The sequence below is a fragment of the Roseibium sp. MMSF_3412 genome (genome assembly GCF_030733265.1).
GTDB lineage: Bacteria > Pseudomonadota > Alphaproteobacteria > Rhizobiales > Stappiaceae > Roseibium.
In genome coordinates this window covers 78349-104597 of sequence record NZ_JASHJI010000020.1, presented here as the reverse complement: position 1 = coordinate 104597, position 26249 = coordinate 78349, and the positions used below count along the sequence as shown (strand labels likewise).

General features: G+C 58.8%; 28 protein-coding genes. 17 read left to right on the top strand and 11 right to left on the bottom strand.

The features are described from left to right. Window positions 1-49 precede the first annotated feature (49 nt). Complete coding sequence (locus RBB49_RS25260) at window positions 50-1039, bottom strand: HNH endonuclease (protein ID WP_306145691.1); 990 nt, start codon at window positions 1037-1039, stop codon at window positions 50-52. After that, complete coding sequence (gene betC, locus RBB49_RS25255; protein ID WP_306145690.1) at window positions 1036-2553, bottom strand: choline-sulfatase; 1518 nt, start codon at window positions 2551-2553, stop codon at window positions 1036-1038. The genes RBB49_RS25260 and betC overlap by 4 nt, the downstream gene beginning before the upstream one ends. A 166-nt stretch (window positions 2554-2719) precedes the next feature. Between betC and RBB49_RS25250 the strand changes: the two genes are divergently transcribed. Together RBB49_RS25250 and RBB49_RS25245 are read left to right on the top strand one after the other, a co-directional pair. Beyond that, window positions 2720-3196 (top strand): MerR family transcriptional regulator, encoded by a 477-nt coding sequence (locus RBB49_RS25250; RefSeq protein ID WP_306145689.1) that lies wholly within the window; start codon window positions 2720-2722, stop codon window positions 3194-3196. Further along, entirely contained in the window at window positions 3150-3533 is a 384-nt protein-coding gene (locus RBB49_RS25245; RefSeq protein WP_306145688.1) for a carboxymuconolactone decarboxylase family protein, read from the top strand. Before RBB49_RS25250 ends, RBB49_RS25245 begins: the two co-directional genes overlap by 47 nt. 48 nt (window positions 3534-3581) lie before the next feature. Here RBB49_RS25245 and RBB49_RS25240 read toward each other — a convergent pair whose 3' ends face one another. After that, window positions 3582-3878, bottom strand: coding sequence for a SelT/SelW/SelH family protein (locus RBB49_RS25240; RefSeq protein ID WP_306145687.1), 297 nt, complete (start codon window positions 3876-3878; stop codon window positions 3582-3584). A 41-nt stretch (window positions 3879-3919) separates the two neighbouring features. Between RBB49_RS25240 and RBB49_RS25235 the strand changes: the two genes are divergently transcribed. Continuing rightward, a complete protein-coding gene (locus RBB49_RS25235) occupies window positions 3920-4813 on the top strand; it encodes a phosphotransferase (RefSeq protein WP_306145686.1) in 894 nt (297 codons plus the stop codon). Here RBB49_RS25235 and RBB49_RS25230 read toward each other — a convergent pair. The 3 genes from RBB49_RS25230 to RBB49_RS25220 all read right to left on the bottom strand — a co-directional run bounded on the left by RBB49_RS25230 (window position 4803) and on the right by RBB49_RS25220 (window position 8743). Then, a complete protein-coding gene (locus RBB49_RS25230) occupies window positions 4803-5765 on the bottom strand; it encodes a heparan-alpha-glucosaminide N-acetyltransferase (RefSeq protein WP_306145685.1) in 963 nt (320 codons plus the stop codon). The two genes, RBB49_RS25235 and RBB49_RS25230, sit on opposite strands and share 11 nt — an antisense overlap. Before the next feature lie 465 nt (window positions 5766-6230). Further along, entirely contained in the window at window positions 6231-6641 is a 411-nt protein-coding gene (locus tag RBB49_RS25225; RefSeq protein WP_306145684.1) for a DUF3775 domain-containing protein, read from the bottom strand. Window positions 6642-7102: 461 nt separating this feature from the next. Beyond that, window positions 7103-8743 (bottom strand): hypothetical protein, encoded by a 1641-nt coding sequence (locus RBB49_RS25220; protein WP_306145683.1) that lies wholly within the window; start codon window positions 8741-8743, stop codon window positions 7103-7105. A gap of 369 nt (window positions 8744-9112) precedes the next feature. On the opposite strand from RBB49_RS25220, the gene RBB49_RS25215 reads away from it, so the two are divergent. Continuing rightward, a complete protein-coding gene (locus RBB49_RS25215) occupies window positions 9113-12481 on the top strand; it encodes an Ig-like domain-containing protein (RefSeq protein WP_306145682.1) in 3369 nt (1122 codons plus the stop codon). A 48-nt stretch (window positions 12482-12529) separates the two neighbouring features. Here the strand turns inward: RBB49_RS25215 and RBB49_RS25210 are convergent, their stop codons facing one another. Beyond that, window positions 12530-13267 carry a GntR family transcriptional regulator gene (locus RBB49_RS25210; RefSeq protein ID WP_306145681.1) on the bottom strand — a complete coding sequence of 246 codons (738 nt, stop codon included), beginning with the start codon at window positions 13265-13267 and terminating at the stop codon, window positions 12530-12532. Between the two features lie 238 nt (window positions 13268-13505). Between RBB49_RS25210 and RBB49_RS25205 the strand changes: the two genes are divergently transcribed. The 9 genes from RBB49_RS25205 to RBB49_RS25165 all read left to right on the top strand — a co-directional run bounded on the left by RBB49_RS25205 (window position 13506) and on the right by RBB49_RS25165 (window position 20681). Further along, window positions 13506-14495: an ABC transporter ATP-binding protein gene (locus tag RBB49_RS25205; protein ID WP_306145680.1), complete on the top strand. Its 990-nt coding sequence runs from the start codon at window positions 13506-13508 to the stop codon at window positions 14493-14495. A 63-nt stretch (window positions 14496-14558) separates the two neighbouring features. After that, on the top strand, window positions 14559-15851 hold the full coding sequence (locus RBB49_RS25200; RefSeq protein WP_306145679.1) for a PotD/PotF family extracellular solute-binding protein: 1293 nt from the start codon (window positions 14559-14561) through the stop codon (window positions 15849-15851). Then, on the top strand, window positions 15848-16798 hold the full coding sequence (locus tag RBB49_RS25195) for an ABC transporter permease (RefSeq protein WP_306145678.1): 951 nt from the start codon (window positions 15848-15850) through the stop codon (window positions 16796-16798). The genes RBB49_RS25200 and RBB49_RS25195 overlap by 4 nt, the downstream gene beginning before the upstream one ends. Before the next feature lie 4 nt (window positions 16799-16802). Next, a complete protein-coding gene (locus RBB49_RS25190; RefSeq protein WP_306145677.1) occupies window positions 16803-17642 on the top strand; it encodes an ABC transporter permease in 840 nt (279 codons plus the stop codon). 7 nt (window positions 17643-17649) lie between these two features. After that, window positions 17650-18378 carry an aspartate/glutamate racemase family protein gene (locus RBB49_RS25185; protein ID WP_306145676.1) on the top strand — a complete coding sequence of 243 codons (729 nt, stop codon included), beginning with the start codon at window positions 17650-17652 and terminating at the stop codon, window positions 18376-18378. Window positions 18379-18466: 88 nt separating this feature from the next. Then, entirely contained in the window at window positions 18467-18793 is a 327-nt protein-coding gene (locus tag RBB49_RS25180) for a hypothetical protein (RefSeq protein WP_306145675.1), read from the top strand. Between the two features lie 113 nt (window positions 18794-18906). Then, window positions 18907-19434, top strand: coding sequence for a L,D-transpeptidase (locus RBB49_RS25175; RefSeq protein ID WP_306145707.1), 528 nt, complete (start codon window positions 18907-18909; stop codon window positions 19432-19434). A 21-nt stretch (window positions 19435-19455) separates the two neighbouring features. Next, window positions 19456-20133 (top strand): L,D-transpeptidase, encoded by a 678-nt coding sequence (locus RBB49_RS25170; RefSeq protein WP_306145674.1) that lies wholly within the window; start codon window positions 19456-19458, stop codon window positions 20131-20133. Between the two features lie 56 nt (window positions 20134-20189). Then, a complete protein-coding gene (locus RBB49_RS25165; RefSeq protein WP_306145673.1) occupies window positions 20190-20681 on the top strand; it encodes a hypothetical protein in 492 nt (163 codons plus the stop codon). 21 nt (window positions 20682-20702) lie between these two features. On the opposite strand, the gene RBB49_RS25160 is transcribed toward RBB49_RS25165, so the two are convergent. Further along, window positions 20703-21065 (bottom strand): nuclear transport factor 2 family protein, encoded by a 363-nt coding sequence (locus RBB49_RS25160; protein ID WP_306145672.1) that lies wholly within the window; start codon window positions 21063-21065, stop codon window positions 20703-20705. A gap of 15 nt (window positions 21066-21080) precedes the next feature. On the opposite strand from RBB49_RS25160, the gene RBB49_RS25155 reads away from it, so the two are divergent. After that, window positions 21081-21485: a helix-turn-helix transcriptional regulator gene (locus tag RBB49_RS25155; RefSeq protein WP_306145671.1), complete on the top strand. Its 405-nt coding sequence runs from the start codon at window positions 21081-21083 to the stop codon at window positions 21483-21485. Window positions 21486-21828: 343 nt separating this feature from the next. On the opposite strand, the gene RBB49_RS25150 is transcribed toward RBB49_RS25155, so the two are convergent. Further along, entirely contained in the window at window positions 21829-23268 is a 1440-nt protein-coding gene (locus RBB49_RS25150) for a short-chain fatty acyl-CoA regulator family protein (protein ID WP_306145670.1), read from the bottom strand. A 127-nt stretch (window positions 23269-23395) separates the two neighbouring features. Here RBB49_RS25150 and RBB49_RS25145 point away from each other — a divergent pair, with 127 nt between their 5' ends. Continuing rightward, a complete protein-coding gene (locus tag RBB49_RS25145) occupies window positions 23396-23707 on the top strand; it encodes a helix-turn-helix transcriptional regulator (protein ID WP_306145669.1) in 312 nt (103 codons plus the stop codon). A gap of 143 nt (window positions 23708-23850) precedes the next feature. Beyond that, complete coding sequence (locus RBB49_RS25140) at window positions 23851-24282, top strand: YqaA family protein (protein WP_306145668.1); 432 nt, start codon at window positions 23851-23853, stop codon at window positions 24280-24282. Here the strand turns inward: RBB49_RS25140 and RBB49_RS25135 are convergent. Together RBB49_RS25135 and RBB49_RS25130 are read right to left on the bottom strand one after the other, a co-directional pair. Further along, window positions 24279-24518, bottom strand: coding sequence for a hypothetical protein (locus RBB49_RS25135; protein WP_306145667.1), 240 nt, complete (start codon window positions 24516-24518; stop codon window positions 24279-24281). The genes RBB49_RS25140 and RBB49_RS25135 overlap by 4 nt on opposite strands. A gap of 44 nt (window positions 24519-24562) precedes the next feature. Further along, a complete protein-coding gene (locus RBB49_RS25130) occupies window positions 24563-24790 on the bottom strand; it encodes a hypothetical protein (protein ID WP_306145666.1) in 228 nt (75 codons plus the stop codon). Between the two features lie 261 nt (window positions 24791-25051). Here RBB49_RS25130 and RBB49_RS25125 point away from each other — a divergent pair, with 261 nt between their 5' ends. Continuing rightward, on the top strand, window positions 25052-26188 hold the full coding sequence (locus RBB49_RS25125; RefSeq protein ID WP_306145665.1) for a hypothetical protein: 1137 nt from the start codon (window positions 25052-25054) through the stop codon (window positions 26186-26188). The last annotated feature ends 61 nt before the right edge of the window (window positions 26189-26249 follow it).

Below are 26249 nucleotides of genomic sequence, written 5' to 3'. Positions count from 1 at the left end.
TGCATTGAATTTTCGTGCAGCGAGATTAGGCACTTAACTTTGATCCACGCTAGCCCTTAAACCGTTCACTGCGATGCCATGAAAGATATGCTGGATGCGGACGCTTTGATTTGTCTTCAGGCACGGTTGCCTTCATGTCCGCATTGAGCAAATGCGAAATGTCATAGTTCAAGTGCCGCGAAGCGAGTATTTGGAAGTCATCGGTCAGACTGAGCAAACCACGATCAAACATCCAATGTACGGTGCCTGCTAGCGCAATTCCGTTTTGAACTGAGTCGTTGCCTCCGGATTCAACCGGGACTATGTGAGCTGCTTCCACCTCTGGTCTACCTTTTCCGTTAATCAAACGAAGGCTCGAAAAGGCGCATGTGCGATCGTAAAGGCGTCGAATATGTTGCCGGAATTTAGCCTCGCGAAATGGCCGATCTATTATTTGCTGCATGATCGGCCGTTCGACAAACATTCCGGAAATTGGTGATTGGCCTACTTCACCGAGGCCTGGGGGCTCATGACGATCTTCGGGCCTGGTATCAGTTCGGGTTGGCCACTCGTCTTCTTCAGAGAGACCAGCCTCAACAATTTCGCGAAATTCGCTGACGTCCAGATGCCTAACCGATTGTTGAGTGTACCCTCCGTTCGGCAGGCCGTTCTCTTTGAACAATTTCTTTTCGTAGCCACCATTTTCCGCGTAATGGAGGGGACGATCAAAATCGATATAGTCCGTTAGGAAGACGTAGTAGTGATCTGATTTCTCCGGATCAACTTCAATGTGGCTAGTACGCGCTACAGCGCTGTAGAACCTTCCTTTTTTGCCCTCGATCGGTCCGTAGTAAACGATCCAATCGTTCAGCGTTTTCCTTACTCTGGATAGATAGGATTTTGGAAAGTGATATTTCCTCGCAGGATCATCGTCATAGATGCTATTCGGTTTGTGGTGGAAGACAGCTTGTGACATTCGACCGAGTTTGGTGCGATTTTCTATGGTGATCAGTATTGATTGATGCTGAGAAGATTGCAACCATAGATTATACGCTGTCACTCCCCCCTCGGAAATCTCTGCCCTTCCTCGACTTCGTTGAGATCCATGTGGTTGCGCATGTAGCGCTCGGAGGCCTTTTGCAGGGGCTGGTAGTCCCAGGGGAAATAGGCGCCGTTGCGCAGGGCCTCGTAGACGATCCAGCGCCGGGCCTGCGACTGGCGCACGTCCGCGTCGAAAGCGGCCATGTCCCAGCGGGTGCGGACGGCATCGGCGAAACGCGCACTCGCGTCCGCGTAGGCGGGATCGGCTGCAAGGTTGGTCAGTTCGTAAGGATCGTCGGCCAGGTTGAAGAGCTGGGGCGGATCAAGCTCACAGTGAATGTACTTCCAGTCGCTTTCACGAATTCCGACCAGAGGGGCGTAAGACGCTTCGGCGGCGTATTCCATGAGGACGGGCGACGTCCGGTCTTCGCCACGCGCCAGCGGAACGAGGCTTTCACCATCCGTCCAGGGCATGATCTCGCTCATATCGATGCCGGCGAGATCGCACAGGGTCGGCAGCACGTCCAGCGTGCTCACCGGTGCGGTGACGCGGGCGGCAGCAAGGTCCTTGTCGGCGACCATCAGGGGCACACGGGAGGAGCCTTCGAAGAAGGTCATCTTGAACCAGAGCCCACGCTCGCCAAGCATGTCGCCGTGGTCGGACACGAACAGGATTGTCGTGTCTTCCGTCAGGTGCATCGCTTCCAGCGCGTGAAGGATTTCGCCGATTTTGTCGTCGAGATAGGAAATGTTGGCGAAATAGGCACGGCGAGACCTGCGGATATCGTCTTCGCCGATATCAAAGCTGCGCCAGTCATTGGCATCGAAGATACGTTTGGAATGCGGGTCGTGATCTTCATAGGCCTTTGCCGGAACCTGGGGCATCAGGTGATGGCAGTCTTCGTAGAGATCCCAGTATTTGCTGCGCGCGACATACGGATCATGCGGATGGGTGAAGCTCACGGTCAGGCAGAAAGGGCGATCATATTTGCCGCGGCCGTAGTCATAGATCTTGCGGGTGGCCTGGAAGGCGACATCGTCGTCATATTCCATCTGGTTGGAAATCTCGGCAATGCCCGCACCCGTCACCGATCCCATGTTGTGGTACCACCAGTCGATGCGCTCGCCCGGTTTGCGGTAATCCGGTGTCCAGCCGAAATCGGCCGGATAGATGTCGGTGGTCAGGCGTTCTTCAAAGCCATGCATCTGGTCCGGCCCGACGAAATGCATCTTGCCGGAAAGACATGTGGTGTAACCGGCGCGGCGCAGGTGATGGGCATAGGTCGGGATGTCGGATGCAAATTCGGCGGCGTTGTCGTAGACGCCCGTTCGCCGCGGCAATTGACCGGACATGAAACTGGCCCGGCCCGGGGCGCAGAGCGGCGATGCCGTATAGGTGTTCTGAAACCGGACCGAGCGTTCCGCCAGTTTCTTCAGGTTGGGGGCATGCAGAAAATCCGCCGGTCCGTCCGGGAACAGTGTGCCGTTCAACTGATCAACCATCAGGATCAGGATATTCTTGCGAGACGTCATGGCATTTCCCCGTGGCCGGAATTGAACTGTTGAAAGCGTAGCTTTTTCTTGATTGGTCGATCAATCAAAAACGCGGACGTTTGTTGACGATTTCCGACATCAGGGGCTTGACCTGGAGTGCGCTCCAACCTGTAAGTGGGACAGATCGTTCTGTTCGGAGACAGTCATGCGGATTGGTGATCTTGCTGAAAAGTCGGGACTTTCCACCGACACCCTGCGGTATTACGAAAAGATCGGCCTTCTGCCGAAACCGCTGCGAGACGCAGGCGGGCGTCGTGTCTATGACGAGACGATCCTCAGATGGATCGATTTTCTTGCCAGGCTCAAATCCACCGGCATGGGGATCAGCAAGCGGCAGCAATATGCCGAACTGCGGACCAAGGGGGCAGCGTCCCTGAAAGCGCGCAGAACCATGCTGGAAGAACACCGGCGGAAAGTGTCGGAGGACATGGCCGCGCTGACCGAGATGCTGACTGTATTGGACGAAAAAATCGATCTCTACAAAAAGATGGAAGCCGGCGAAACCGTCGATCCCGCCTTTGACAACTGTGCCCGGACCGAACACGGCGCGCCGCCAGGTTTGAAAGGCCGCACCGATGACAACCGCACTGGAGAAGGGTCGCACGCTGACCCGGAAACTTAATCCCGAACTGGAAACTGTTCTCAGCGAGAGATACGACGCCCTTGTTCCGGGCTTTGCCGAAAGCCTGATCGAGTGGGGCTATGGCCGTCACTACGCCCGCCCGGGTCTGGATCTGAAGACACGGCAGCTGTGCACGATCGCAGCGCTGACCGTGCTCGGCGGCCAGACCGGACCACAGCTCAAAGTCAATATCGAGCATACGCTGGCCGCAGGTGCCGAGCGCAGGGAAATCGTCGAGGCGATCTGGCAAATGGCCGTCTACGGCGGACTGCCGGCGGCGATCAACGGGCTCAACGCGGCAAAAGAGGTTTTCGAGGCCGAGGACACGCTACGCTAGCTCCGCGACTTCAGATCCGTCTTCCGGGTTGGCCGGCCGGGATTTGCCTCATTCAGGTTTTATCCGGTCGGCGTGCCCGAGGTCCTTGTCCGGCCAGAGAAGGTCGCGAAGGCGCTGCTTGAGCAACTTGGCTTCGGGGAACCCGCCGTCCCGGTCCCGGTCCCAGACCATGTGTCCGTCGCAGGTGATCTGAAAGATCCCGCCGGTGCCGGGTACAAGCGTGACAGCGCCTGTCTCTTCGGAAAAGGTCGTGAGGATTTCCTGCGCCATCCAAGCGCTTCGCAGCAGCCAATTGCATTGGCGGCAATAGGTAATGATGATATGCGGCGAGGGGACGTCCGTCATGGCGTCTGACTTTCGATGAGAGCAAACGATTACAGCTGCTTGTGCCACAATCAGGATCGCCAACGCCAGACATTCAAGACGCCTTCAGGGCCCATCCGGAACTGCACGACATTTGCGGTAAGGTTCTGGGCGCGGTGTCCCAGGCCGGACTAAGCAACCGGGTCTACAGGCTGGAGACGGAACGGGGAGCGTTTTTCCTGCGTCTGCCACGCGCGGAAACAGCCGGCATGGTGGACCGGGACGACGAGGCCGGGAACATCAGCCGCGCCGCCGGTCTCGGCGTTGCCCTTAAACCGCTTTTTTGCGAACCGGCCGCCGGTATCCTGCTGACCCGCGCGGTTGAAACAATCAGCGCTGCGCCGGATGCCGTGGCCACGCGCCTTGGAGACGTGCTCGGCAGGCTCCATGCCTCAAAGGCTGTTTTTCGAGGGAAACTCGATCCGGACCGGGTGATCCAATCGCAGAAAAGCACACTTGCCGAAGACGGGTGCGCAGGGGCGGACGTCGCATTGCTTGACCGTGTACTTCAAATGCTGGAGCCCCACGAACGACCAGACCATGACCGCGTTGCGGTTCCCAGCCACGGGGACCCGTCACCGGGAAACTGCCTGATGGCATCCGACCGGCTGTGGCTGATCGACTGGGAATATTCGGCAATGGCCGACCCTGCCTGGGATCTTGCCTATGCGAGCCTGGAACACGCGTTTTCAGTTGCCGAGGAAGGCCGTTTTCTGAAGGCCTACCGGCATCGTGCAGGTGACCGGCTGTGCCCGTCGACGCGGGATCTGGAGATCATGAAGGCCAAATGCGATGTGGTGTCGGCACTCTGGGGACTTGAGCAGCTGCGGCAGGAGAGCGACAAGACGGACTTTCTGGCCTTTGCCCATGCCCGGAGGGACAGGGCACTTGCCACGGCCCGCAGGATTACCGGTTGACGGACGGGCGTTGCTCCGGGTCAGCAAGGCACAGAAGATACTGATCGTTCATGCGGGTGCGCAGCGATTGATCGGCGGGATTGGTAACAAGCAGGGTCCACGTGCCGTCCGCTTTCAGGTGATCCAGGGTACACGTGCAGGCAGCCGTGCAGATTTCGGATGTACCGAGCGTGTCCTGACAGGCGCTTGCGCAGTTGCTGATGAAGGCATCGCCGGCCCGGTCGAGTTCCGGCCCCAGTGAGGCAGCAAGCCAGACGAGGCCGTAGAGAACCGGTTGGTGGACCAGGTAGATCGCAAGCGAATGCCGCCCCATCAGCCGTGTTGTGCGTCCGAGCCTGCCCGAAAAGGAAAGTCTACCCAAGCGAGCCCAGGTTTCCCGCTGCCGGAACGCTCCGGACAGGGCGAGGCCTGCCAATGTGACGCCGGCCCAGGGGGCGAGCGGGACATAATCGACACTGCCGAAGTCCGGCGTTCCGAGACCGGTCCAGAGCCAGAGTTGCCCGTCAAAAGCAGGCGACCCCGCCCACAAGGGCAACGTCAGCAGGAAAGCGGCGGCGATCAGGGCAACCCAGAACGGACGGCCGATGAAAGGCAGCGCGACCAGGCTGGCAGCTGCGATGCAGTGAAGGATGCCGAAGCGCACAAAGCTGCTGCCGAAGGTGAAGTAGGTAACCAGGGTGACGCCTGCGGCGGCGGCAGCGATCAGAAAAAACCTGCGCCAGAAGGAGCGCCAGCGGAGCGCCTCGTGATGGGCGAGGTCCAGGCTCACCCCGGCGAGCAGCAGAAAACTTCCCGCGATCATCCCGGCGAAGGTTTTCCAGCCCGCACCCTCCGCGACCGGCCAGTCAACAAAGCCGAACCAGTAAAGATCCCAGGAAAAGTGGTAGATCACCATGGCGATGACCGCGAGGCCGCGGGCCACGTCGAGCACCGCGAAGCGTTTGGCCGCCATCAAAAGGCTTTCTGAAAAATGAGCAACAGCATACCCCGATCGCTACAGGATCGGCTGGAACTTCTCAAGCTGTCAGGATTATGCGCTGCTGAACGCAACAACCAGGGTTGTTATCAAAGCTGTCGCGGCGATCATTGCGCCGACATACGGCCACGGAGACGGACGATGCACGGTAAATACATCGCGGTTCGCCGGGTCTTGCAGCATTGCCCTCAACTCCCATGTCCCACCATGAACTTGGGCGAGAGTGAGGCAATTTGCTGCTCGCGAAAAGCCCGGAAATGACTCCAGGTCCGGTTTTCCCAAGAAAAACACCGGGGTGTGGACTGTGCGGCCAGGCATCTTTCGGCACTGATTGGCACAAGCAATTGAAAACAAAGTTGTACCCGCTTTGCGGAGAAAGCGGGTACAAACCTTCAACAAAAACCGTTTTGATCTTCGCGCGATCTTCCGCACGCTGCGGTGTCACAGATCCAGGGCGTCGAGACCGGCTTCCAGGTAATCGGCGAGCAGAGGCATACCGAGCAGATACTTCGCCGTCGACCCGACCGCGCGCTCCTTGGCCTCTTCGACGGCCTGCTCAAAATCCTCGGCTTCGAAATCCCCGCGCCCGACCCAGGCGACGGCGACAAGTCCAGCCGCCTCGTCGACATTGAGATCCTCGATCAGTTCACGCAGTTCCGTATCGGACAGGTCAGTGCTTTCCTCTTCCGCAAGACCGTCGTGGTTATGACCCTCTTCAAGCGTGTCTGCGTCGAATTCGACATCGCCGTCATGCCCGTCTTCGAAAGTGTCGCGCATCGAAGACGCTGCGGCGCGTGCCTTCTGCACGAACATTCGGATCGTGTCAGCTGAAAGTGTGAGGTTGATATCCATGGCTGCCTCCGACAAACCGGTCTTTTCTTTATCAATCCACTTTGTGTCGTTGGCAATGGTCATGTCACGAATTCCTTGTGTGGCTCGCGGCCGTGATGGCGGACTTTTCCCCCAGGGTTATCCACGGAATCACAGGTTGGATTAACGGTATTTGAGTTAAGTTTTGCGCGTTTTCACTCCCGGGCGGTCCATGCTCTTGCCGTGGGTTTCTTCACTTGCTTTACTTCGCAGGCAAATACAGGCCTGTCCTTGACCGGGATCAACGCAGCTTCAGCAAATGCGGAGTTCATTCCGCAAGAGTTCCAACGCGCAAGGGCAGGTGACAGTTTTCCGGGGGCGGACCGGGCACTCGGTCCGGTTTTCAGACAAGATCTGGAGCCGGACCGAACTCCCTTGAAACTTCATCACGACACGACACCGCACCTTGTACGCCGGATGAATTTTGGCGTGGCAAGCCGGGTTCAGGCAGTCTTGGCGCGGCTCCGGCAATAGCAGGACGCATGAACGGGGACCGTGGCGCGCGCCGCGGCCTTGTCGAGCAGCAGCTTCACATGCCTTGCCTCCGTCAATTCGCCGCGCCTGACCAGGCATTCGTGCAGACCGTGAAGGCTCCAGATGTTCTGGGGATGCTGGCAGGCACGCGCCAAGGTGCCATCCAGGCCGAGATCGGCGCGGTAGACACCTTCGGCTTCCTCAAACCGGCCGTCTTCCAGCAACAGCGCACCGAGCGCATGACGGGTGGGCTGCATCCAGCCCCATGGTTCGTCATAAAGAAGGTTGTCATCAAGTTCGACCGACCGGCGCAGATGCTGAAGCCCTTCGTCCCTTCGTCCCGACTTGAAAGCAAGTTCACCGTCCATCATGGCTTCACCGATCGCAAGCACATCATCGGCGGTGTTGTTGAAGACCATGCGGCTCTCCTGCACTGCGCGGCGCGCGGCAAGCGCACGTTTGCGTTCGGCTGCCGCCTCTTCAGGGCGACCCAGATTGGCGAGCGCGACTGCGCGCGCCTGCAGGATCGCCGCGGTCGTGTAGCTGTAAAGTTCTGCATCGGCCGGGAGCGGTTCATCGAGAATGTCCTGCCACTGACCGAAGCGCACCATGACGTGTATCTTCTTGCCATAGAAGGATTCAAAAAGATCGGGAAAGAAACGCACGACCTCGTCGGGCAGCATGCGCATCAGTTCTTCCGACGCGGCAAGGGCGACTTCCGGCTGGCCGAGGAACATGGCGCCGTAGGCCTCGAAATGCACGTTGTGGATCCGGTAGAGCGTGTAGAAGTTCTGCGGGCCGGCAATCTCCTCGTATTTCCGGTCGACCCGGGCGGCACGGTGGTTGCGCCAAACGACGTTCTGGTAATCACCGCACAGGACGTCGATATGCGTTGCCATGTGACACAGATGCCCGCTTTCCGGAACGAGATCCACAAGGCGATCGCCATGCTTCAATGCTTTTTCCGGGGTCGGCGACATTTCCATAAGATGGATATACATGTGCAGGAGGCCCGGATGATCCCAGGCATCACTGCGGTTTTCGAAGACCCCTTCCAGGGCGGCCTGCGCTTCCAGGGTTGAGGCACCCTCGGCGGGTTTTGCCTCTTTCAGGTCCCAGAGTTGCCAGGGAGACCTGTTCATCAGGGCTTCGGCAAAGATCGTGACGACATCGAGATCGTCGCCGTGAACGGCATGAACGATGCGCATGGCATCCGAAAAGGCATCGTGCCAGGGAAGGTAATCCTCGACCGCCGGGTCCTGCGGAAAGCGTTTGCCGATGGCTTCGATCAGCGCGGTTTCAACAGGTTGCAGCCTGTCTTTCAGCGCCAGTCCGGCGGCGACGGCTTCCCCGGCTTTCTTGAGCATCGAAACGCGTTCGTCCGGCTCGAAGAACTCCCAAGGCTTGTTGTAGTTCGGCCCGATCGCGTAGGCCAAACCCCAGTATGCCATGCCGCAGTCAGGGTCGCTCGCAAGCGCCTTTTCAAAACAGACGGTGGCGGCTTCGTGGTTGTAGCCGTAAAGCCAGATCAAACCCTTGTCGAACTGGCGCTGGGCCTCCGCAGACTGTGTTGAGATTTTTCGCGAATAGGTCCCGAGATCAAAATCCATATCGCTCCCCCATGCTGTCCGACACCGTTTCTGGCGACGACTATTGAGGCTCTTAATTTCCCTAACGTCAAGTTACGAATTTCTGGTCTGCCGGATGCTGAGGCGGGCGAAGTGATTTGCTCTCCAATGACTGGAAGTCGCAGCGCTTTCAGGGCCAGGAGATCTTGGAGTTGGGCGCATGAATTCGGCCAATTTCTAACGATACGGAATTTTTCATCTATCTGATAAATATGGAATAATTCTAAAGTTGAAAAAATGACTCAAATTTTAATGATGCGGATTGACAATCTTGATCGGTGGAAATAATTGGTCGCGCAACACCCAGCAAATTCGCCAGGCAAATGAGTTCAATTTGGTGGGGAGCCTTTCATGGCACGTCTTATTTCTCGCGTTCAAAATGGTATTCTGGTTGGCGACCAGCGTTTGGATCAACTCCTTCTTCTTCAGGACATTGACGGCGACGGAACCGCATCGGGTTCCGGCGAGACAACCGTCTTTTTCGATGAGACCAATGCGTCCGGTCTGACGCTTCCGACAAACAATGTCTTCACGGTTCACCAGGCGTCCGACAAGTCCACTTATATTGGAGACGGCACGGCCGATGCGGTTTTCAGGCTCAATGACAAGAACAATGACGGCGATGCCCAGGACGCAGGCGAAGCGCAGGTCTGGTTCTCCGAAGACAATGCGGCCGGCTTTTCGACCATTACACCAAACGGCATCTACGAGGGCGCGGACGGCGCAATCTATGTCACCAACGCCGGAACCTCATCCACACCACAGGATGCGATTTACAGAACGGTTGACCTGAACGGTGACGGAGATGCAAATGACACCGGAGAAGCGACGCTTTGGCTCGACGTCCAGACGGTGATCGATACGGCGGTCCCGTTCGACATAAGCTTTGACGGCAATGTGGCCTATCTGAACGACCTGACCGGCGCGGCGACGGATGCCATCTACCGCATCGAGGACAAGAACGGCGACGGGTCGATCCAGGAAGACGAGGTGCAGACCTTCATCTCCGATGACATGAATTTCGGCGCACCAGTCGATATTGCAAATGCCACTTCGGTCGACGGCTCGCTCTACACGCTGACATGGTTCCCGGCGAGCGGTGAGATTTCGAAACTTTATCGGCTGACCGATCTCGACGGATCCGGGCAGATTGATGATCAGTCCGAAGCGGTCGAAGTCTGGAACGCCTCCGCAATGCCTGAAGGCTTTGGCGCTGAAATCGGATTTTCCGTGGCAGCCGACGAGGATGGAAACCTGTCGCTCACGGCCAACACGTTCAGCGGCGTCAACAATGTCGTTCGCCTGAGCGACCTCAACGGTGACGGGGACTACCTCGACGAGGGTGAAACGAGCGTGTTCGGTTCGTCGAGCTACGATGATCAGCTCAATCGGCCGCGCGCGGTCGAGTTTTACGAAGGCAAGGCCGAGGTTACGAACGCAACCGCAGGTGCCGGAAACCATTTCTCTGTTTTCCTCGATACCGAAACCAACACGCTCTACACCTCCGGTGAAAACGTGGTCGGCCAGCTTGGGATCGGAATGACCGGCTTTGACGTCAAGACGCCGGTTGCAGTGTCGATGCCGGACGGGTTCGACAGCAAGATCGTGTCCGTCTCCGCCGGGCTGCTGCACACGACTTTCCTGACCGAAGACGGCGACGTCTACGCCTTCGGCTTCAACAACCGCGGACCGCTCGGCACCGGCGACGAGGAAACGCGCACCACGGCAACGCTCGTCGAAGCGCTTGACGACGTCAACATCGTCACGATCGAAAACGGCAACGGCGTCTCCTATGCGATCTCCGACACGGGCAAGCTCTATGCCTGGGGCACGAACTCCAACGGTCAGCTGGGTCTTGGCGATCAGGACGAGCGACTTGAGCCGACGGTCGTCGAGGCGCTTTCCAACGAAACGGTCGTGCTCGTTTCATCAGGCACGTCTTTCACGCTTGCGCTGACCGCGGACGGTCAGGTCTGGGCATTCGGCAGCAACACCGACGGGCAATTGGGATCACCGGACGCACTCGAGGCAGACGGGTCGCAGGCGCGCCGGTCGACCGAACCGGTGCTGGTTGACGGCCTGCCAGGCAACATCATTTCGGTGACGGCGGATACCAAAACCTCCTATGCGGTCACCGATGACGGCCGAGTGTACGGCTGGGGCGAGAGCCGCTACGGGCAGCTTCTCCAGGGCTCCGATAACGGCGACGGATCATTTGACGTCGACACTGCCGATGTTCTTGCTCCGGTTGAACTGCCCGGACTTCCCGGCAATGTCGTCGAGGTCAAGGGCGGCGCACGCTGGGCAGCGGCGCTTACCGAGGATGGTGATGTCTATGTCTGGGGTCCGAATGATGAAGGCCCGAGCGGCGGCCTCGACGGCGACCCGGCGGCGGAAACGGACGCGTCCTTCTATCCGACGCTGATCCCGGAACTGGACGACGTCAACATTGTTGAACTGCACACCGGGCCGAATTCCATCATTGCCGTCGCCGACGATGGCTCGATCTTCACCTGGGGATCCAATTCCGATGGCAGGCTTGGTTTTTCCTCTGACGGTTCGGTCTATGTCCCGGTCGAAATCTCGCTTGCCGGTGATGCAGATCCGTTTCTTGTTTCGGCATCGCCCTCCGACAATGAGCGTGATGTCTCCAATGACAGTGTTCTCGTGCTCGAATTCACCGAAGAGGTCGAGGCGGGCGAGGGCTTCCTCACGCTTGTGAACCGGGACACCGGCGAGAAAACACTTATTGACGTGACCGATGAACGCCTCGTGCAGTTCAACGGCACAGAGGTCGTCGTGACGCCTCCGGCGCATCTCGATGCCGACAATCGCTACTACGTCGAAATCGAGGACGGTGCCTTTGTCGATCTGGACGGCAACGGGTTTGAGGGCATTGCCGAAGGCAACACCTCCACCTTCAACTTCACCACGGCTGAAACGGAAGTTGCCTCCGAGCCCCAGAAGGGCACCAGAAATGACGACCTTTTGCGGGGCGGCGCTGATGATGACCGCATCAGCGGACGCGACGGAGACGACATTATCTCCGGTGCCGGCGGCGACGACAGACTGAACGGCGGTTGGGGCGACGATGACCTTCTCGGCGGCAACGGCAATGACAAATTGAACGGCGGCTGCGGCGACGACAATCTTCTCGGTGGCAACGGCAATGACAAACTGAACGGTGGCTGGGGTGAAGACAATCTCAGCGGCGGAGCCGGAAACGATCGTCTCTCCGGCGGTTGGAGCGATGACATTCTGGACGGCGGTGCAGATGATGACCGCCTTGACGGCGGAGCCGGCGATGACATGCTGGAAGGTGACTCCGGTGATGACCGACTGAGAGGTGGAACCGGCAACGATAAGCTTTCCGGCGGGGACGACAACGACCGGCTGGAAGGCGGCAGCGGCAACGATATTCTGGCTGGCGGCGCAGGTGACGACCTGCTGATCGGCGGCTGGGGACAGGACACCTTCGTGTTCGACGGAGGCAATGACGTCGTCAAGGACTTCGACCCGGGCTTTGACTGGTGGTTCTGGTCCAAGCCGGGAGACACGGTTTCGATTTCGATCGACGGCATCGAGGACTTTGACGACCTGATGGCGACGGCGTCGCAGCAGGGCCGCAACACGGTGTTCGAGTTCAGCGAAACCGACAGCCTGACCCTGAAGAACACGTTCGTGTTCTGTCTGGACGGCGACGACTTCCAGTTCGTCTGACCAAAACGCGGAGCCGGGGGCGGCTAGCTCCCGGTTCCGCGTGCCGCATCAATCCGGTTTCAATGCATCGGCCAGAGACGATTTCGGTTCCTGCTTTTCGCGCAGATCCAGCCCGGAGTGCAGGTCGACGATGTGGCTTTTCTGAATTTCTTCCGCAGCCGGTCCGTCTTTTTCTGAAAAAGCTTTCAACAGGGCATGATGTGCGTGGCTCTCGCAGGTCGTGTCCGCCCGTCGCCAGTAAAGTGCGATGATCAGCGAAGACCGGGAAATCAGCGACCGCACCATCTGGGACAGGACCTGCTGATCGGCAATATCGGCAATTGCGATGTGAAACGCGCCCGACAGCGCGAGCGCCTTGCCCTTGTCGCCCGAGGCGAGGGCGGCATGTTCTGCGTCCATGTGCTTTTTAAGCCTTTTGAGATCCGATGCCTTCATTGCATAGGCGGCGAGGCGTGCAATCCGTGGCTCGATCAGTGCACGCGCCTCAAAAACCTCCTGGGCTTCGCGGATGCCCGGCCTTGAAACGAAGGCTCCCCGGTTCCTGGCAATCGTGACGAGGCCGGAATGGGCAAGGGCCTGCAATGCGGCCCGCACAACGGTCCGGCTGGCCCCGTAGATTTCTCCCACTTCGTCTTCCGACAGCTTCATGCCCGGCGCGAGGCGGTGTTCCAGGATCGCGTTGTGCAGGTTCAGGCAGATGTCGAGCGTGCGTCCGGGCGGGAGCTGAAACGTCTCGTGCGTGGCGGCTGCGCCAAATCCGTCAGGCGCTGTTATCGATCGGGCCATGCTGTCGTCATCAATCGTTTGGCTTCGTATCCATTTATATATCTGGATGTTCTCAATCACAAATTAGATCGTATACAATTTTTGATCAGAGTGTATTTTTTTTGATCATTTTTTGTGCACTTAAGCTGCCGGTTCTAGGCAGTTCAGCGCTGAGAATCAAGGAAATTAGCCGTTTCTTCGGTTTGGCACATCTCGTGCAAACAAGAGTCTGATTTCGTCGAATCCGCAAGTGTGCTGCATGACCAATACAGAAGATCTCGAACTTGTCGCAACGACCAAGCGCTACGGTGACACCGTTGCCGTCGATGCAATCAATCACCGTTTTCAGGCCGCGACCTATTCCTGTCTGCTGGGGCCGTCCGGATGCGGCAAGTCCTCGACCCTGCGCATGATAGCGGGTCATGAGCATGTCAGCGCCGGCGACATTCTTCTGGGCTCCAGCAACATCACGGACCTGCCGCCGGCCAAGCGCGGCACGGCGATGATGTTCCAGAACTATGCGCTGTTTCCGCATCTGAGCGTCGTCGACAATGTCGCGTTTTCGCTGAAAATGCGCGGCGTCGACAAGACAGCGAGGCGGGCGCGGGCCATGGAACGCCTTGACCTGGTGGACATGGCCGACTACGCGCAGCGCCTGCCGGCCCAGCTTTCGGGAGGTCAGCAACAGCGTGTCGCCCTGGCGCGCGCCCTGATCACCGAACCGTCGGTGCTCTTGCTGGATGAGCCCTTGTCCGCGCTCGATCCCTTCCTGCGGATCAGGATGCGGCTGGAGCTGAAGAAGCTTCAGCGCGATCTTGGAATTTCCTTCATTCACGTCACCCATTCGCAGGACGAGGCGCTGGCGCTTGCCGATGAGATCATCGTGATGAACGGCGGCATCATCGAACAGGCGGGACCGCCCAAGGATGTCTTCAATGCCCCGCTGACCGAGTTCGTTGCCCGCTTCATCGGCGGACACAACGTGCTGCGCATGGAAAGTGGCCCGGTCGCGATCCGGGCCGACCGCCTCACGCTCAGGAAAGCCGAGGCGGAGACCGCCGGCTACGAGGCCAGCGTGCGGGATGTCGAGTATCTGGGGTCGTCGGTCAATGTCGCCCTTGCCGTTCCGGAGATCGGGGAGCTGACGGCAGCGCTGCCGGACCAGGTCTTCTTCAACGATCCGTTTGAAATTGGCGCAACTGTCTTCCTGTCATGGAAGCCGGAGGACGCGCACAATCTGGCGGCGTGACGTGCCGCTGCAACGCCCCGGATCAAGGGGCCAACACCTCCAAGGGGATGAGGAGTTAAAATCATGAAAAACACGACAGACAGGAAGGGTTTGAGCCGCCGCAGTGTACTAAAGGGCGGTGCGGCTGCTGCCGGTGCAGCACTCGGATCGGGAGCCGTAACCGGTTTTCCGACCATCTGGGCACAGAACATCAAGGACGTCACACTGCGCCAGTTCGGCACGGGCGTTTCGAACCTGAACGAAGTTGCGGCGAAGGTGAAGGAAGACCTCGGCTTCACGCTTGAGATGACAGCGCTGGACAGTGACAGCGTCACCCAGCGCGCGGCGACCCAGCCCAAGTCCTTCGACATCGCCGATATCGAATACTGGATCTGCAAAAAGGTCTGGGGTGCGGGCAACCTGCAGCCGATGGACACGTCCAAGATCAAGAACTACGACAAGATTGTCGGTATCTTCAAAAGCGGCAAACTGACGCCGGAATCCACGATCGCGCAGGGCACCGCGCCGCACACCGTCGGCTTCGTCGATGGACCGGACAGCAAAACGTTCGCTCCTGAAGAGACCGGCTGGATGACGCTGATCCCTACAATCTACAATGCCGATACGCTTGGCATCCGGCCCGACCTGATCGGCCGTCCGATCGAAAGCTGGACCGAACTGCTGAACCCTGAATTCAAGGGCAAGGCCTCCATTCTGGACATTTCGTCGATCGGCATCATGGATGCGGCGATGGTGTGTGAAGCCATGGGTGAGATCAACTATGGCGACAAGGGCAACATGACCAAGGAAGAGATCGACCAGACGATGGCGATCTTTACCGAGGCCAAGAAGAACGGCCAGTTCCGTGCCTTCTGGAAGAGTTTCGATGAAAGCGTCAACCTGATGGCATCCGGCGAAGTGGTCATTCAGTCCATGTGGTCTCCGGCCATCACGGCGGTCCGCTCCAAGGGCATCCCGTGCGTCTACCAGCCGCTGAAAGAGGGCTACCGGTCCTGGGGCGGCGGCATCGGGCTGTCGAAGAACCTGTCCGGCCTGGAACTGGATGCGGCCTATGAATACATCAACTGGTATCTCGACGGCTGGGTCGGCGGCTTCCTGATGCGGCAGGGTTACTACTCCGCCGTTCCGGAAACCTCCAAGAACTACATGAGCGAGAACGAGTGGGGCTTCTGGTTCGAAGGCAAGCCGGCGACAGAGGACATCGTCAACCCGTTCGGCGACGTCATGGAAAAAGCCGGTTCGGTCCGCGACGGCGGCGCTTTCCTGGAGCGCATGGGCGCAGTTGCCTGCTGGAATGCGGTCATGGACGAAAACCAGTACATGGTTCGCAAGTGGAACGAGTTCATCGCAGCATGACGAACTCGCAAGTTGCTCCCTGCCCGGCGGAAAGCCGGGCAGGGGCGGTTTCTTCCAATCGCGTTGAAAACAGCAGGCCGCGCAGGTTCGACCCGTCTCGTCAGGCCGAACGGGTCAGCTGGCTGTTATCGATCCCGCTGGTCTGCATTCTCGGGTTCTTTCTGCTCCTGCCGATCGCGATCATCGTTGTCGTCAGTTTCTGGAACTACAACGAGTGGTCGTTCTTTCCCGATTTCGTTCTGGACAATTATGCCTTTCACCTGACATCGCCGGTGACCTGGGCGACCTATCTGAAGACGCTGAAATTCATGGTGCTGACATGGATCTTCTGCGCGGCCATCGGTTTCACGATCGCCTATTTCCTCGCCTTTCACGTCCACACGCTGCCGATGCAGGTAACGCTATTTCTGCTGTGCACGATCCCGTTCTGGACGTCCAACATCATCCGGATGATCTCGTGGATCCCGTTCCTGGGCCGTAACGGGATCGCCAATTCAACGCTGATAGAGATCGGCGTCATCGACGAACCCCTGGAATGGCTGCTCTATTCGGATTTTGCCGTGGTGCTGGCCTTCGTTCATCTCTACGCATTGTTCATGGTGGTGCCGATCTTCAACACCATGATGCGCATCGACAGGTCGCTGATCGAGGCCGCGCGCGATGCCGGTGCAAACGGATTTCAGATCCTGACCAATGTCATTCTGCCGCTTGCAAAGCCGGGCATCATGATCGGTTCGATTTTCGTCGTCACGCTGGTGATGGGCGACTTCATCACTGTGCGGCACATGTCGGGCGGCCAGAGCGCATCGGTCGGACGGATCATTTCGAACGAGATTTCGCTGCTTCAATACCCGGCGGCTGCCGCCTCGTCCGTTGTGCTCTTGTGCACGGTGCTCCTGATGATCGGCATCATGATGCGCTTCGTCGATATCAGAAAGGAGCTGTAGTCCCATGGAAAAACGAAGCCGCTCCTTTTATTTTCTGGCAGCCTTTTTCGCGCTTTTCCTGCTGTTTCTCTACGGGCCTGTCGTGACCATTGGCATCCTTTCCTTCCAGGGTTCGCAAGGCGGGCTGACCTTTCCGATGAACGGCGTGTCGCTGCACTGGTTCTTCGATCTCTTCGAGGAGCAGGCGGTCGGTGACATTTGGGGGTCGTTCCGGCGTTCCTTTGCGCTCGGGCTGATGGTCATGTGTGTGACGGTCGTGGTCGCAGTAATGGGCGGCATGGCGTTCCGGAACCGGTTCCGCGGATCAAGTCTCCTGTTCTACATGATCGTCGCCAGCCTGATCATTCCGTCGATCTTGGTCTCGCTGGGTGTCGGCCTGATTTTCAACATTCTGGACTGGGAGGTGCACTGGTCGACCTCGGGCTTCGGATCCCAGCTCACATGGACACTGCCGTTCGGACTGCTGATCATGTTTGCCGTCTTCAACCGGTTCGACAAATCCTACGAGGAGGCCGCGCGCGATCTGGGGGCAAGTCCCTGGCAGACGGTCAGGTACGTCGTGCTGCCGATCATTGCGCCAATGCTGATCGGCGTGGCCCTGTTCGGGTTCACGTTGTCCTATGACGAGTTTGCCAGAACGCTGCTGACGGCCGGTTCCTACAACACGCTTCCGCTCGAAATCTACGGCATGACAACGAATGTGACGTCGCCTGTGCTTTATGCGCTCGGTACCCTGACGACCCTGTTTTCACTTGTGATCATCGGCACGTTTCTGACCGTGGTGGCGCTGCTGCGCAGACGGCAGGCACGCCAGGGGTCGGATGCGGGCAAGGGGCTCGTGTGAGGCAGGCATGACCCCGGAAGACAGACATCTCCTGATCATCAATCCGAACACCACGGTCGCCATGACCGAAAAGATCGGGGAGGCCGCGCGCGCCGCTGCAGGCCCGGGCACACGGATTACGGCCATCAATCCTGTGCACGGTCCGGCAGCCATCCAAGGGGCGGATGATGGCGCGGCGGCGCTCCCCGGCCTCTATTCGCTCGTCGAGGATGTCGTGGAAAGCGGGGAACGCTACGACGCGCTGATCATCGCCTGTTTTGATGATACCGGGCTCTGGACGCTGAAGGAAAAACTTAAGATACCGGTCATCGGCATCGGCGAAGCCGCCTATCATGCAGCAGCCCTGCTGGCATCCCGTTTTTCCGTGGTTACCACTCTTTCGGTCTCCGTCCCGGTCCTTGAGGAAAACCTGGACAGGAACGGCCTGAAGCGCCGCTGCGGCAAGGTACGAGCGTCGGAGGTGCCCGTGCTGGAGCTTGAAGAGGCGAGTCCCGGTGCCATCAACAAGATCCGCGCGGAGATCGAAGCCGCGCTCCTTGAAGACCAGGCCGGGGCGATTGCGCTGGGGTGCGCGGGCATGGCAGACCTGGCCCATGCGTTGAGCGCCGAGTTCGGAATTCCCGTCATTGATGGCGTTGCCGCAGCCGTGCGGCTGGCAGATGTTGTGCTTGATACCGGCGGGCGCGACAGGTTCGCATCAGGAACGCCCGGTGCCCGGCTGGACGCTGTTCCCTGATCGGGAGGGCTCCCGTAACAAGCGGCATCACAAGAGTGTGAAGTCACGTGTCTAGGTTTCGTTAACCCGCTTCGGTAAATTGTTGTGCATGTTCCGGGTTTTACTCATCATTGGTCTGCTTGTCGCGGGCGTGCAACAGGGGTTCGCGCGTGGTGCCGTTGACGTGTCCAAGGACGAACTACAAATGATCGTCTCAATGGACCAGGCAGTGGCGCAGCTGACGGCCGCAGAGCCGGATGAAGAGCAATCGGTCGCCGAAACAAAACCCTCCTTCTGCAAGAACTCGGAATGCAAGGCCGTCATGGCGTCGGCCTCTTCCGTGTCGCTTGCAGGGCAGGACCATCCGGACTGGATAGCGCCGGGGCATCAGGCCTCCGTGCAGAAGAGGCTGGAACCCAAACCACCCAACTCCTGATCAGCCGACTTTCCCGGCGGACGCTCAGTCCGCCCGAATGCTATTGGAAATCAGGAGACATCCTCGTGTTGAACAAACGAGACCTGTTGCTTGGCGGTGCCGCTTCGCTTGTGATGGCCGTGCCGGGCGTCGCGAACGCGCATCACACCAAGAAATACAAGAATTTCAAACTGGACCCGAAATACGCACCGCAGCGCGTGTTCCTGTCGATGAGTTATGCGCCGGGGACCATTGTGGTCGATCCGAAGAACCACTTCCTCTATCTGACGGAACGCTGGGGCCGGGCGCGCCGCTATGGTGTCGGCGTCGGCAAGGCCGGACTGGCTTTCAAGGGACGGGCAACCGTCGACCGCAAGGCCGAGTGGCCGCGCTGGACACCGACAAAGAACATGATCCGCCGCGAACCGCAGAAATATGCGCGCTACGCGAAGGGTGTCCCCGGCGGTGTCAACAATCCGCTCGGAGCGCGTGCGCTCTATCTCTACAAGAACGGGCGCGACACCTATTACCGGATTCACGGCACGACGCAGCCCTGGTCCATCGGCCGTTCGGTCTCGAACGGATGTATCCGCATGATCAACGATCATGTCATCGATCTCTATGCCCGCGTTCCGCTCGGGACACAGGTCGTGGTTCTCTAGCGCGATCCGGATACGACATCGATGACAAACTACGTGACACGGCGTCAGGTGCTGTCCGGTGGCCTCTCTTTGGCCGCCCTGACCCTTGCCGGATGTTCGACAACGACGAGCCGCGCGCCTGCACCGGTGCAGCCGCAGCCTCAGGTGGATGCCTCCTTCCTGCAGAACTACGGGCCGCGCCCGCAGGAGGAGTTTCCGCTTCCGGCGATCAATCCGAAGGTGCTGGCGCCTGAATTCCGGCGGCAGCGGGTGGCTTACAGAACCGATGAGAAACCGGGTACGGTCGTGGTCGACACCAGCAGCTTCTACCTTTACCTGGTCGAGCCGAGCGGGACCGCGATGCGCTATGGCGTCGGTCTTGGCCGTCAGGGCTTTGAGTGGTCTGGACGGGCACGGATTGCCTGGAAACGGCCGTGGCCGACCTGGACGCCGCCGGAAGAGATGATCGCCCGCGAGCCGCATCTGGCGCCCTACAGCGCAGAAAACGGCGGCATGCAGCCTGGGCTGGGCAACCCGCTCGGAGCCAGGGCTCTCTACATCTTCCAGGGCAATGTCGACACGCTTTACCGCCTGCACGGCACCAACGAACCGGCTTCGATCGGCAAGGCGGTGTCCTCGGGCTGCGTGCGCCTGATCAATCAGGATGTCATCGATCTCTACGACCGGGTCCGTTCGGGCGCGGACATCGTGGTGGTTTGAATGCAACACGCGCCGGCATCCGCGAGGTGCGAGCGCAGCAATCAATCGGGTGACTTATGAAGAAACAACGGAAATCCGCCAAGCCGAAGGACAGAAAGTCCAGGCAGAATAACACGCAGCAACAAGTTTCAGCAGGCCGCAGGAATTTCCTCCGTCTGGGTCGGAACATCGGCATCGGCGCCGTGCTCCTCGGCGGCACCGGATACGTGTTCGCGCAGAATTTTGTCAGCATGCGCCACGAACATGACCTCACGCGGGTCGCGAACGGGCGGCCGACGGTCGTGCAGATCCACGATCCACAGTGTTCCCTGTGCCGCTCGCTGCAGGCCGATACGCGCAAGGCGCTCGACATGTTCGAGGATGGAGAGCTCGACTATGTCGTTGCCAATATCCGGACGGCAAAGGGCAAGACGTTCCAGAACCGCTACGGCGTCCCGCATGTCACGCTCCTGCTTTTCGATGGCAAGGGCGAGTTGCAGGAGGTGCTGCAGGGGCAGCGCGGGGCTTACGAGCTGCGCAACCATTTTCAGGCGCTTCTGGACGGGTGAGATGGCACGGGCGGGCTGCCGTCATGGCATGTCCAGCGTTGTGACCAGCGACACCACCTTGCCGCCCGCCAGGGTAAAGACGTTCGTGCCGCTGCCGCTGCCGCCCGGAATGGCCCTGGAATAGCAGGTCCATTTGACCGTGATCGTGTCGCCTTCGATTTCGACCGCGCCGAGACTGATCACGGCATCGTCGAAGTCTTCGCTCCGGCTGGCTGCAAATGCGGCCAGGATGGCATCGCGGCCGCGATGCGGCTCACTCTGTCCGGAAAAGGGTTCGGTGTAGACCGCGTCATCGGCAAAGATCGCACCGAGCATATCAGCACCGGAGGGGCCGGCTTGCATTGCCAAAAAGAAGTTTGCAATGTTCAGAGGCAGATTGCTCATGTGAGGTCCTTTCCAATGACTGTCGATGCTGATGTGATTGAAGCCCTGACCGTCGTGTTGGAGGATTTGCAGGAGGGCCGGCAATCACCGATCCCTCCACGCACGATCGAGGCCTTGTCAGGACTTTCCATGGGTGGCCGAAGGCTGAGAGTGGATCTGGAAGCGAGCCGTATGCTCGGCGCGCCGCTGGTCACGGTGTTCGAGACGCCCTGCGATACGGCGTTCCTGTCCCCACTGACGCCGCGCCAGAAAGAAGTCGCGCGATTGCTCATCGATGGTAAGTCCAATCGGGACATTGCAGAGACCTGCGGCATAAGCGTTGCGACCGTAAAGGATCATGTGCACGCCATTCTGCAACGGCTGAACCTGCCTTCGCGAGGCGCGGTTATGGCAGCGTCGAGGGCGGCGGCGCGAAACTAAGGTACGGATCCTTGGCTACGGACCCTAGGGTACGGACCCATAAATGAAGCCGATTTGGCGGCAGAAATGGCAAAATCTCGGGAGGAAGCGTGCGCAGAGCGGGCTTTTTGCCCGGTCAAGCACGGTGACGCTGCGAGATACAGCCATTTTGCCGTCCTTCGGATTTGACCGTTTTGGCCATCTGCCACGTCGCGAAAGGCTTGAAAATGAACCACATTCCTGCGCTTTCGCTTCTCGCAGTTGGTCAAAACGATCCAAACCAAATTGACTTCATTTATGAGTCCGTACCCTAGACCCGGTCCAATTTGTGCACAATCCATCCGAAGATGGATGTCGGCCAGGATCACCCGGCGGCCTTGACGCGATAGGGAACGATCCCGCGTTGCGCCGGATCGATCAGGGGGTCCTTGTCGATGGCCGGGAAGGCGCGCTGGTCACAATCGTCGCGCGGGCAGATACGGCAGTTCACACCGATGGGTTCGGATCTTGAAGCGTCATTCACCGCCAGTCCGTCCGCATAGACGATCGCATCGGCGTATTTGACCTCGCAGCCGATGCCAAGCGCATATCTGCGTTCACCGGTGCGGTAGTCGGTCTGGTGCTTGGTTATGCTGGTGGCAATGCACAGATACTCGATCCCGTCGGGCATCTGTGCGATCTGCGCGGTGAACTTGTTCGAGTTCTGCTCAAACGCCTGATGCACGTTCCAGCGCGGGCACGACCCACCGAAACGGGCGAACTGGAAACGGGTTGCGGAGTGGCGTTTGACGACGTTACCGGCGCGGTCGATCTTGACGAAGTAAAACGGCAGGCCGTTCGCGCCCGCGCGCTGGAGGGTCGATAGTCTGTGACAAACCGTTTCGATGCTGGCGTCCATCCTGTTGGACAGAAGCTGGATGTCATGCCGGCATTCCGTTGCCGTGCGCAAAAAGTCGTCATATGGCAGGAGCAGGGCACCGGCGAAGTAGTTGCGCAAGGCGAGCGTTGCGATCCCTTCCGCCGAACCTGTCCTGAAGTTCGCGCGTTTGACTTCCGCCGCGATCAGGTCCTTCACACACAGGTCCGCGATCACCGTTCCAAGCAGAAAGCTCTTGGTCGACTGCGGAACGGCGCGGTAGATCGAGATTTTGCGTGTGTAGTCCTGGTGCCGGATGAGCGTTCCCTGATAGTCGGGCACCTGTTCGACCGAAATGTCGAACCGTTTCTTCAACCAGCCGGTCAGCCGATCCAGCTTGCTTTCGCAGGTATGGAGACTGATCTCGTAGGAGAGTTTTTCCGCCGCGCGGTCAATCGTATCGACATAATTGTCCGTGTAATGAAAGAAATCGCGGACCTCGTCATAGGCGGACTTGCGCACGCTTGCCGCCGTTTCGTCCGCGCCGCTCATGTGAACGAGATCGTCTTCCAGAACGTCCCTGTCATGGTAGCTGCGAAGCGCGCTGTAGAGGTCCATGATCGCCTGGGTTACAGCCGGCGCCCGGGAAACAAGTTCCTGGATTTCCTGCCTGCCGACCGATGAATTGTGAAACTGCGTGTCGGCGAAAACTTCCTCAAGATCCTGCACGACACGGTCCATGTCGTTCTTTTCAAAGGCTGCAAGGTCGACGCCGAAAATCCGGTTGATTGTCAGAAGGACCGACGCCGTGACCGGTCTGTTGTTGTTCTCGATCTGATTGACGTAGGCGGTTGACAGACCGATTTTCCTGGCAAATTCCGTCTGCGACAGACCGAAGTCCGACCTTATCTGCCGGAGGGTGTGGCCTGAATAGAGCTTCTTGTTCATCGGCGGTCCCGTCAGTCAATTGCTAATTTTTAGCTTTATTCTGTTCGCTGTTTAACATTTTACAATATAATCACTTTGGGGGAAAGTCGGCCCGACAAAAGGAAACGCACCTAGTTGGAGCCTCGCCATGAACGCTCATTTCGCACTCGATGCCCTGAACACGCCCACAGCTCAAACTGTGGCACCTGCAAGCGCCGTGCAACGCCCGCTCAATCTTGTCGCCAAGCTCACGCGCCGGCAGCTGGAAATCTTGCTCATGCTCTGCGAAGGCAAGGTCAACAAGCAGATCGCTTACGATCTCGGCGTGTCGACAGCGACCGTCAAGGTCCATATCCGCAACGCGATTACGCGACTCGGCGCGAAGAACCGCATGAATGCCGTGGCTATTGTTGCTGCCAACAGCACCCTGTTCAGGAACTCCGTTCTGGAGGCCGCGTGAACGCGCGCGCATAAGAAAGACGCAGCCGGGTCGCTGTCGCCGAAACCCGGCACAGGCCGCTTGTGGCCGCACGAGCGGCCGGTCATTTTTGGATCCTGGCTGTCTTGAAGAATGAGACCCTGCGCGTATATGCAGGCCGTGTCATGTACAGCAGTCTTCTCGGTCTCTTCGGCATCTCCTTCCTGGCCGCCACCCTGTTTCCGGTTCAGTCCGAACTCGGCCTTTCAGGTCTCATCTACCTGGAAACCGCACCAATTGCCCTGCTTGTCGCCACGGCGAGCCTCGGCAACACGTTCGGATCGGTGGTAAACTGGGGTCTCGGGCGCGGCGCGGTCAGTTTTTCAGATGCGAAATGGTTTCCTATCAAGCCGGACAAGCTGGAAAGGGCAACGGCCTGGTATCGCCGCTATGGCCGCTGGAGCCTGCTCATGAGCTGGGCACCCATCATCGGCGATCCGCTGACGCTGGCAGCCGGTGTCCTGAAGGAGAAATTCTGGGTGTTTCTGGCGCTGGTCGCGATTGCGAAAACGGGCCGCTACATCCTCGTCGCACTGCTTGCGCTGAAGTTATTCTAGTTTGCCGGCCTGTTTCCCGCAGCCGGCCGATCACCGGATGGCAGTTCCTGCCCGATCACAGGTGCTCCGGACTCGATCGCGTTTTCGGCGTCTGAATTCGCCATGGCAGCTGCCACTACCAGCCCGACGGCAAGCGTCATGCCAAGAAAGATGGCCTGCAGCAGGGGCTTTGCGTCACGCAGGTCGCTGCGGCGGGAGCGGTTGTCCCGGCGGCTTGGATGTTCAGTATTCGCCATGGTGAATTGAAACCGGTTTTCTTGTTCTTGTTGCTGTCGTTGTTCTAACCGTTGCGATCGATCGCCTGTCTCAGGTCTTCATAAAGCCGGACCCCCAACAGGTGCGTGGCGGCGGCCATCGCGAGGAAGGCCGAGAGCGGAAGCAACAGGGAGGGTGCAATTGCAAACGACATCACCATCAGCAACGCCATCGCCACCATGAAAAGCAGGACAGGTGGCAGCCCAGTCTTCCGGCCCTTTTCCGATGTCTCTGATGAAGTCACCAACGTCATGCGAGCTCCCGTCATCTTCCAGGCTTCATATGTAGGGAAAAATAGGCCCTGAGACGGACGGCATTCAGGCAATCAGTGTGTGATTTCGTGACGACAATGCGGCAATGGCAGGTTTGCTGCATACACCCGGGCGCGGGTGCCGGATTCACAGCGTTGTGATATGTCGCCGGTGCGGCGCGCTTGTCCAGGCTTTAGTCTTTGTTTGCTTTTCTGTGCGATGGTCCAAGGCTGGAAACGCCGGTAAAACAGGTCGGGCACAGAATGACACTCAACGAAGCACAAAACGCTTTGCCGCAACAGTCGCAGGAGTCCGACGCGCCGCCGAAAGGGCAGGCGCAAGCTCCGAAAGTGCAGGGTGAAGCTCCCGCGCTGTCACTGTCCGGCCTTCAGTTTTTCATTGCCGACATCAACAAGAAAACGATCTTGTGGCACGAAGTCGGATCGCAGAATTTCGACAGCCAAGTCAAGGATTTGCAGGAAGCTCCGTCCAACGATGCCTTGCGGCATCTGGCACCGGAAGACAAGAAGACGATCCTGAGACTGGTGCAGGGTGCGATCAGGGAAGGACAGGCCGGACCGTTCGACGTTGGCGGCGGTCCTGACCATCGTATCCCCGGCATACCCATCGTCGCTTACCGCTACGAGCTGTCGGATGGCCGGATCCTGGCAATCTGCTTTCCGTCAATCGGCGAGTCCGACGACAACCCGGGCAAGATCGCGCTCGGTATCGCACCGATCCTCCAGCATTTCGTCGCGTCTTCCTCCCGTATCGTTCTACTGGTCGACAATTTCGGCTACGTCCGCTTTGCAAGCGACGGCTTTCTCAGAAGTTTCCAGATCGACGATGTTAGGCTGATCCTCGGACGCAATGTCGCCCATATCCAGAACCGTGTCGGGCGCACGATAGTGTCGCTGACACTGGCGGCCCTGACGCGGCGCGCAAGCGCAACCGGGCGCGGCAAGTTTCTGCTTGCGGCCAGCGACAGCATCGACCTCAAATACGAAGCCATGTACTTCCGCATGGGCGGCACCGTCGGCGGCGTGCTGTTCTCCGCAGGGCATATCGGCGGCGACGTCAATTTCGCCGAAGTCTTTGAAGTCTGCAGTGCGCCCATGCTGGTCATCAACTCCCAGACACGCGTGATCATCGCCGCCAACCAGGCTGCCATGAAAACCTACAGTCTGACATCCGAAAGCCTCGAAGACCGGGCCGTCACGGAATCGCTTTTCGACGAAGCCGATTTTCAGTCGATGCTCGGGGCTGCCAAGCAGGATTCCGATGTTCCGCTCGCGGTCGAGGTCTCGACAAAGAGCGGGACCAAGAAGAAACGGTTCAAGTGCAGCCTGATCGACAGCGAAACAGACGAGCCCAAGCTCATTCTGGAAACGCGCAGCTGACCGTTTGCCGAGGCTTCCGGCCTGCAAAAAATTGCTGAACCGTCTTAGCGATGCCGATTGT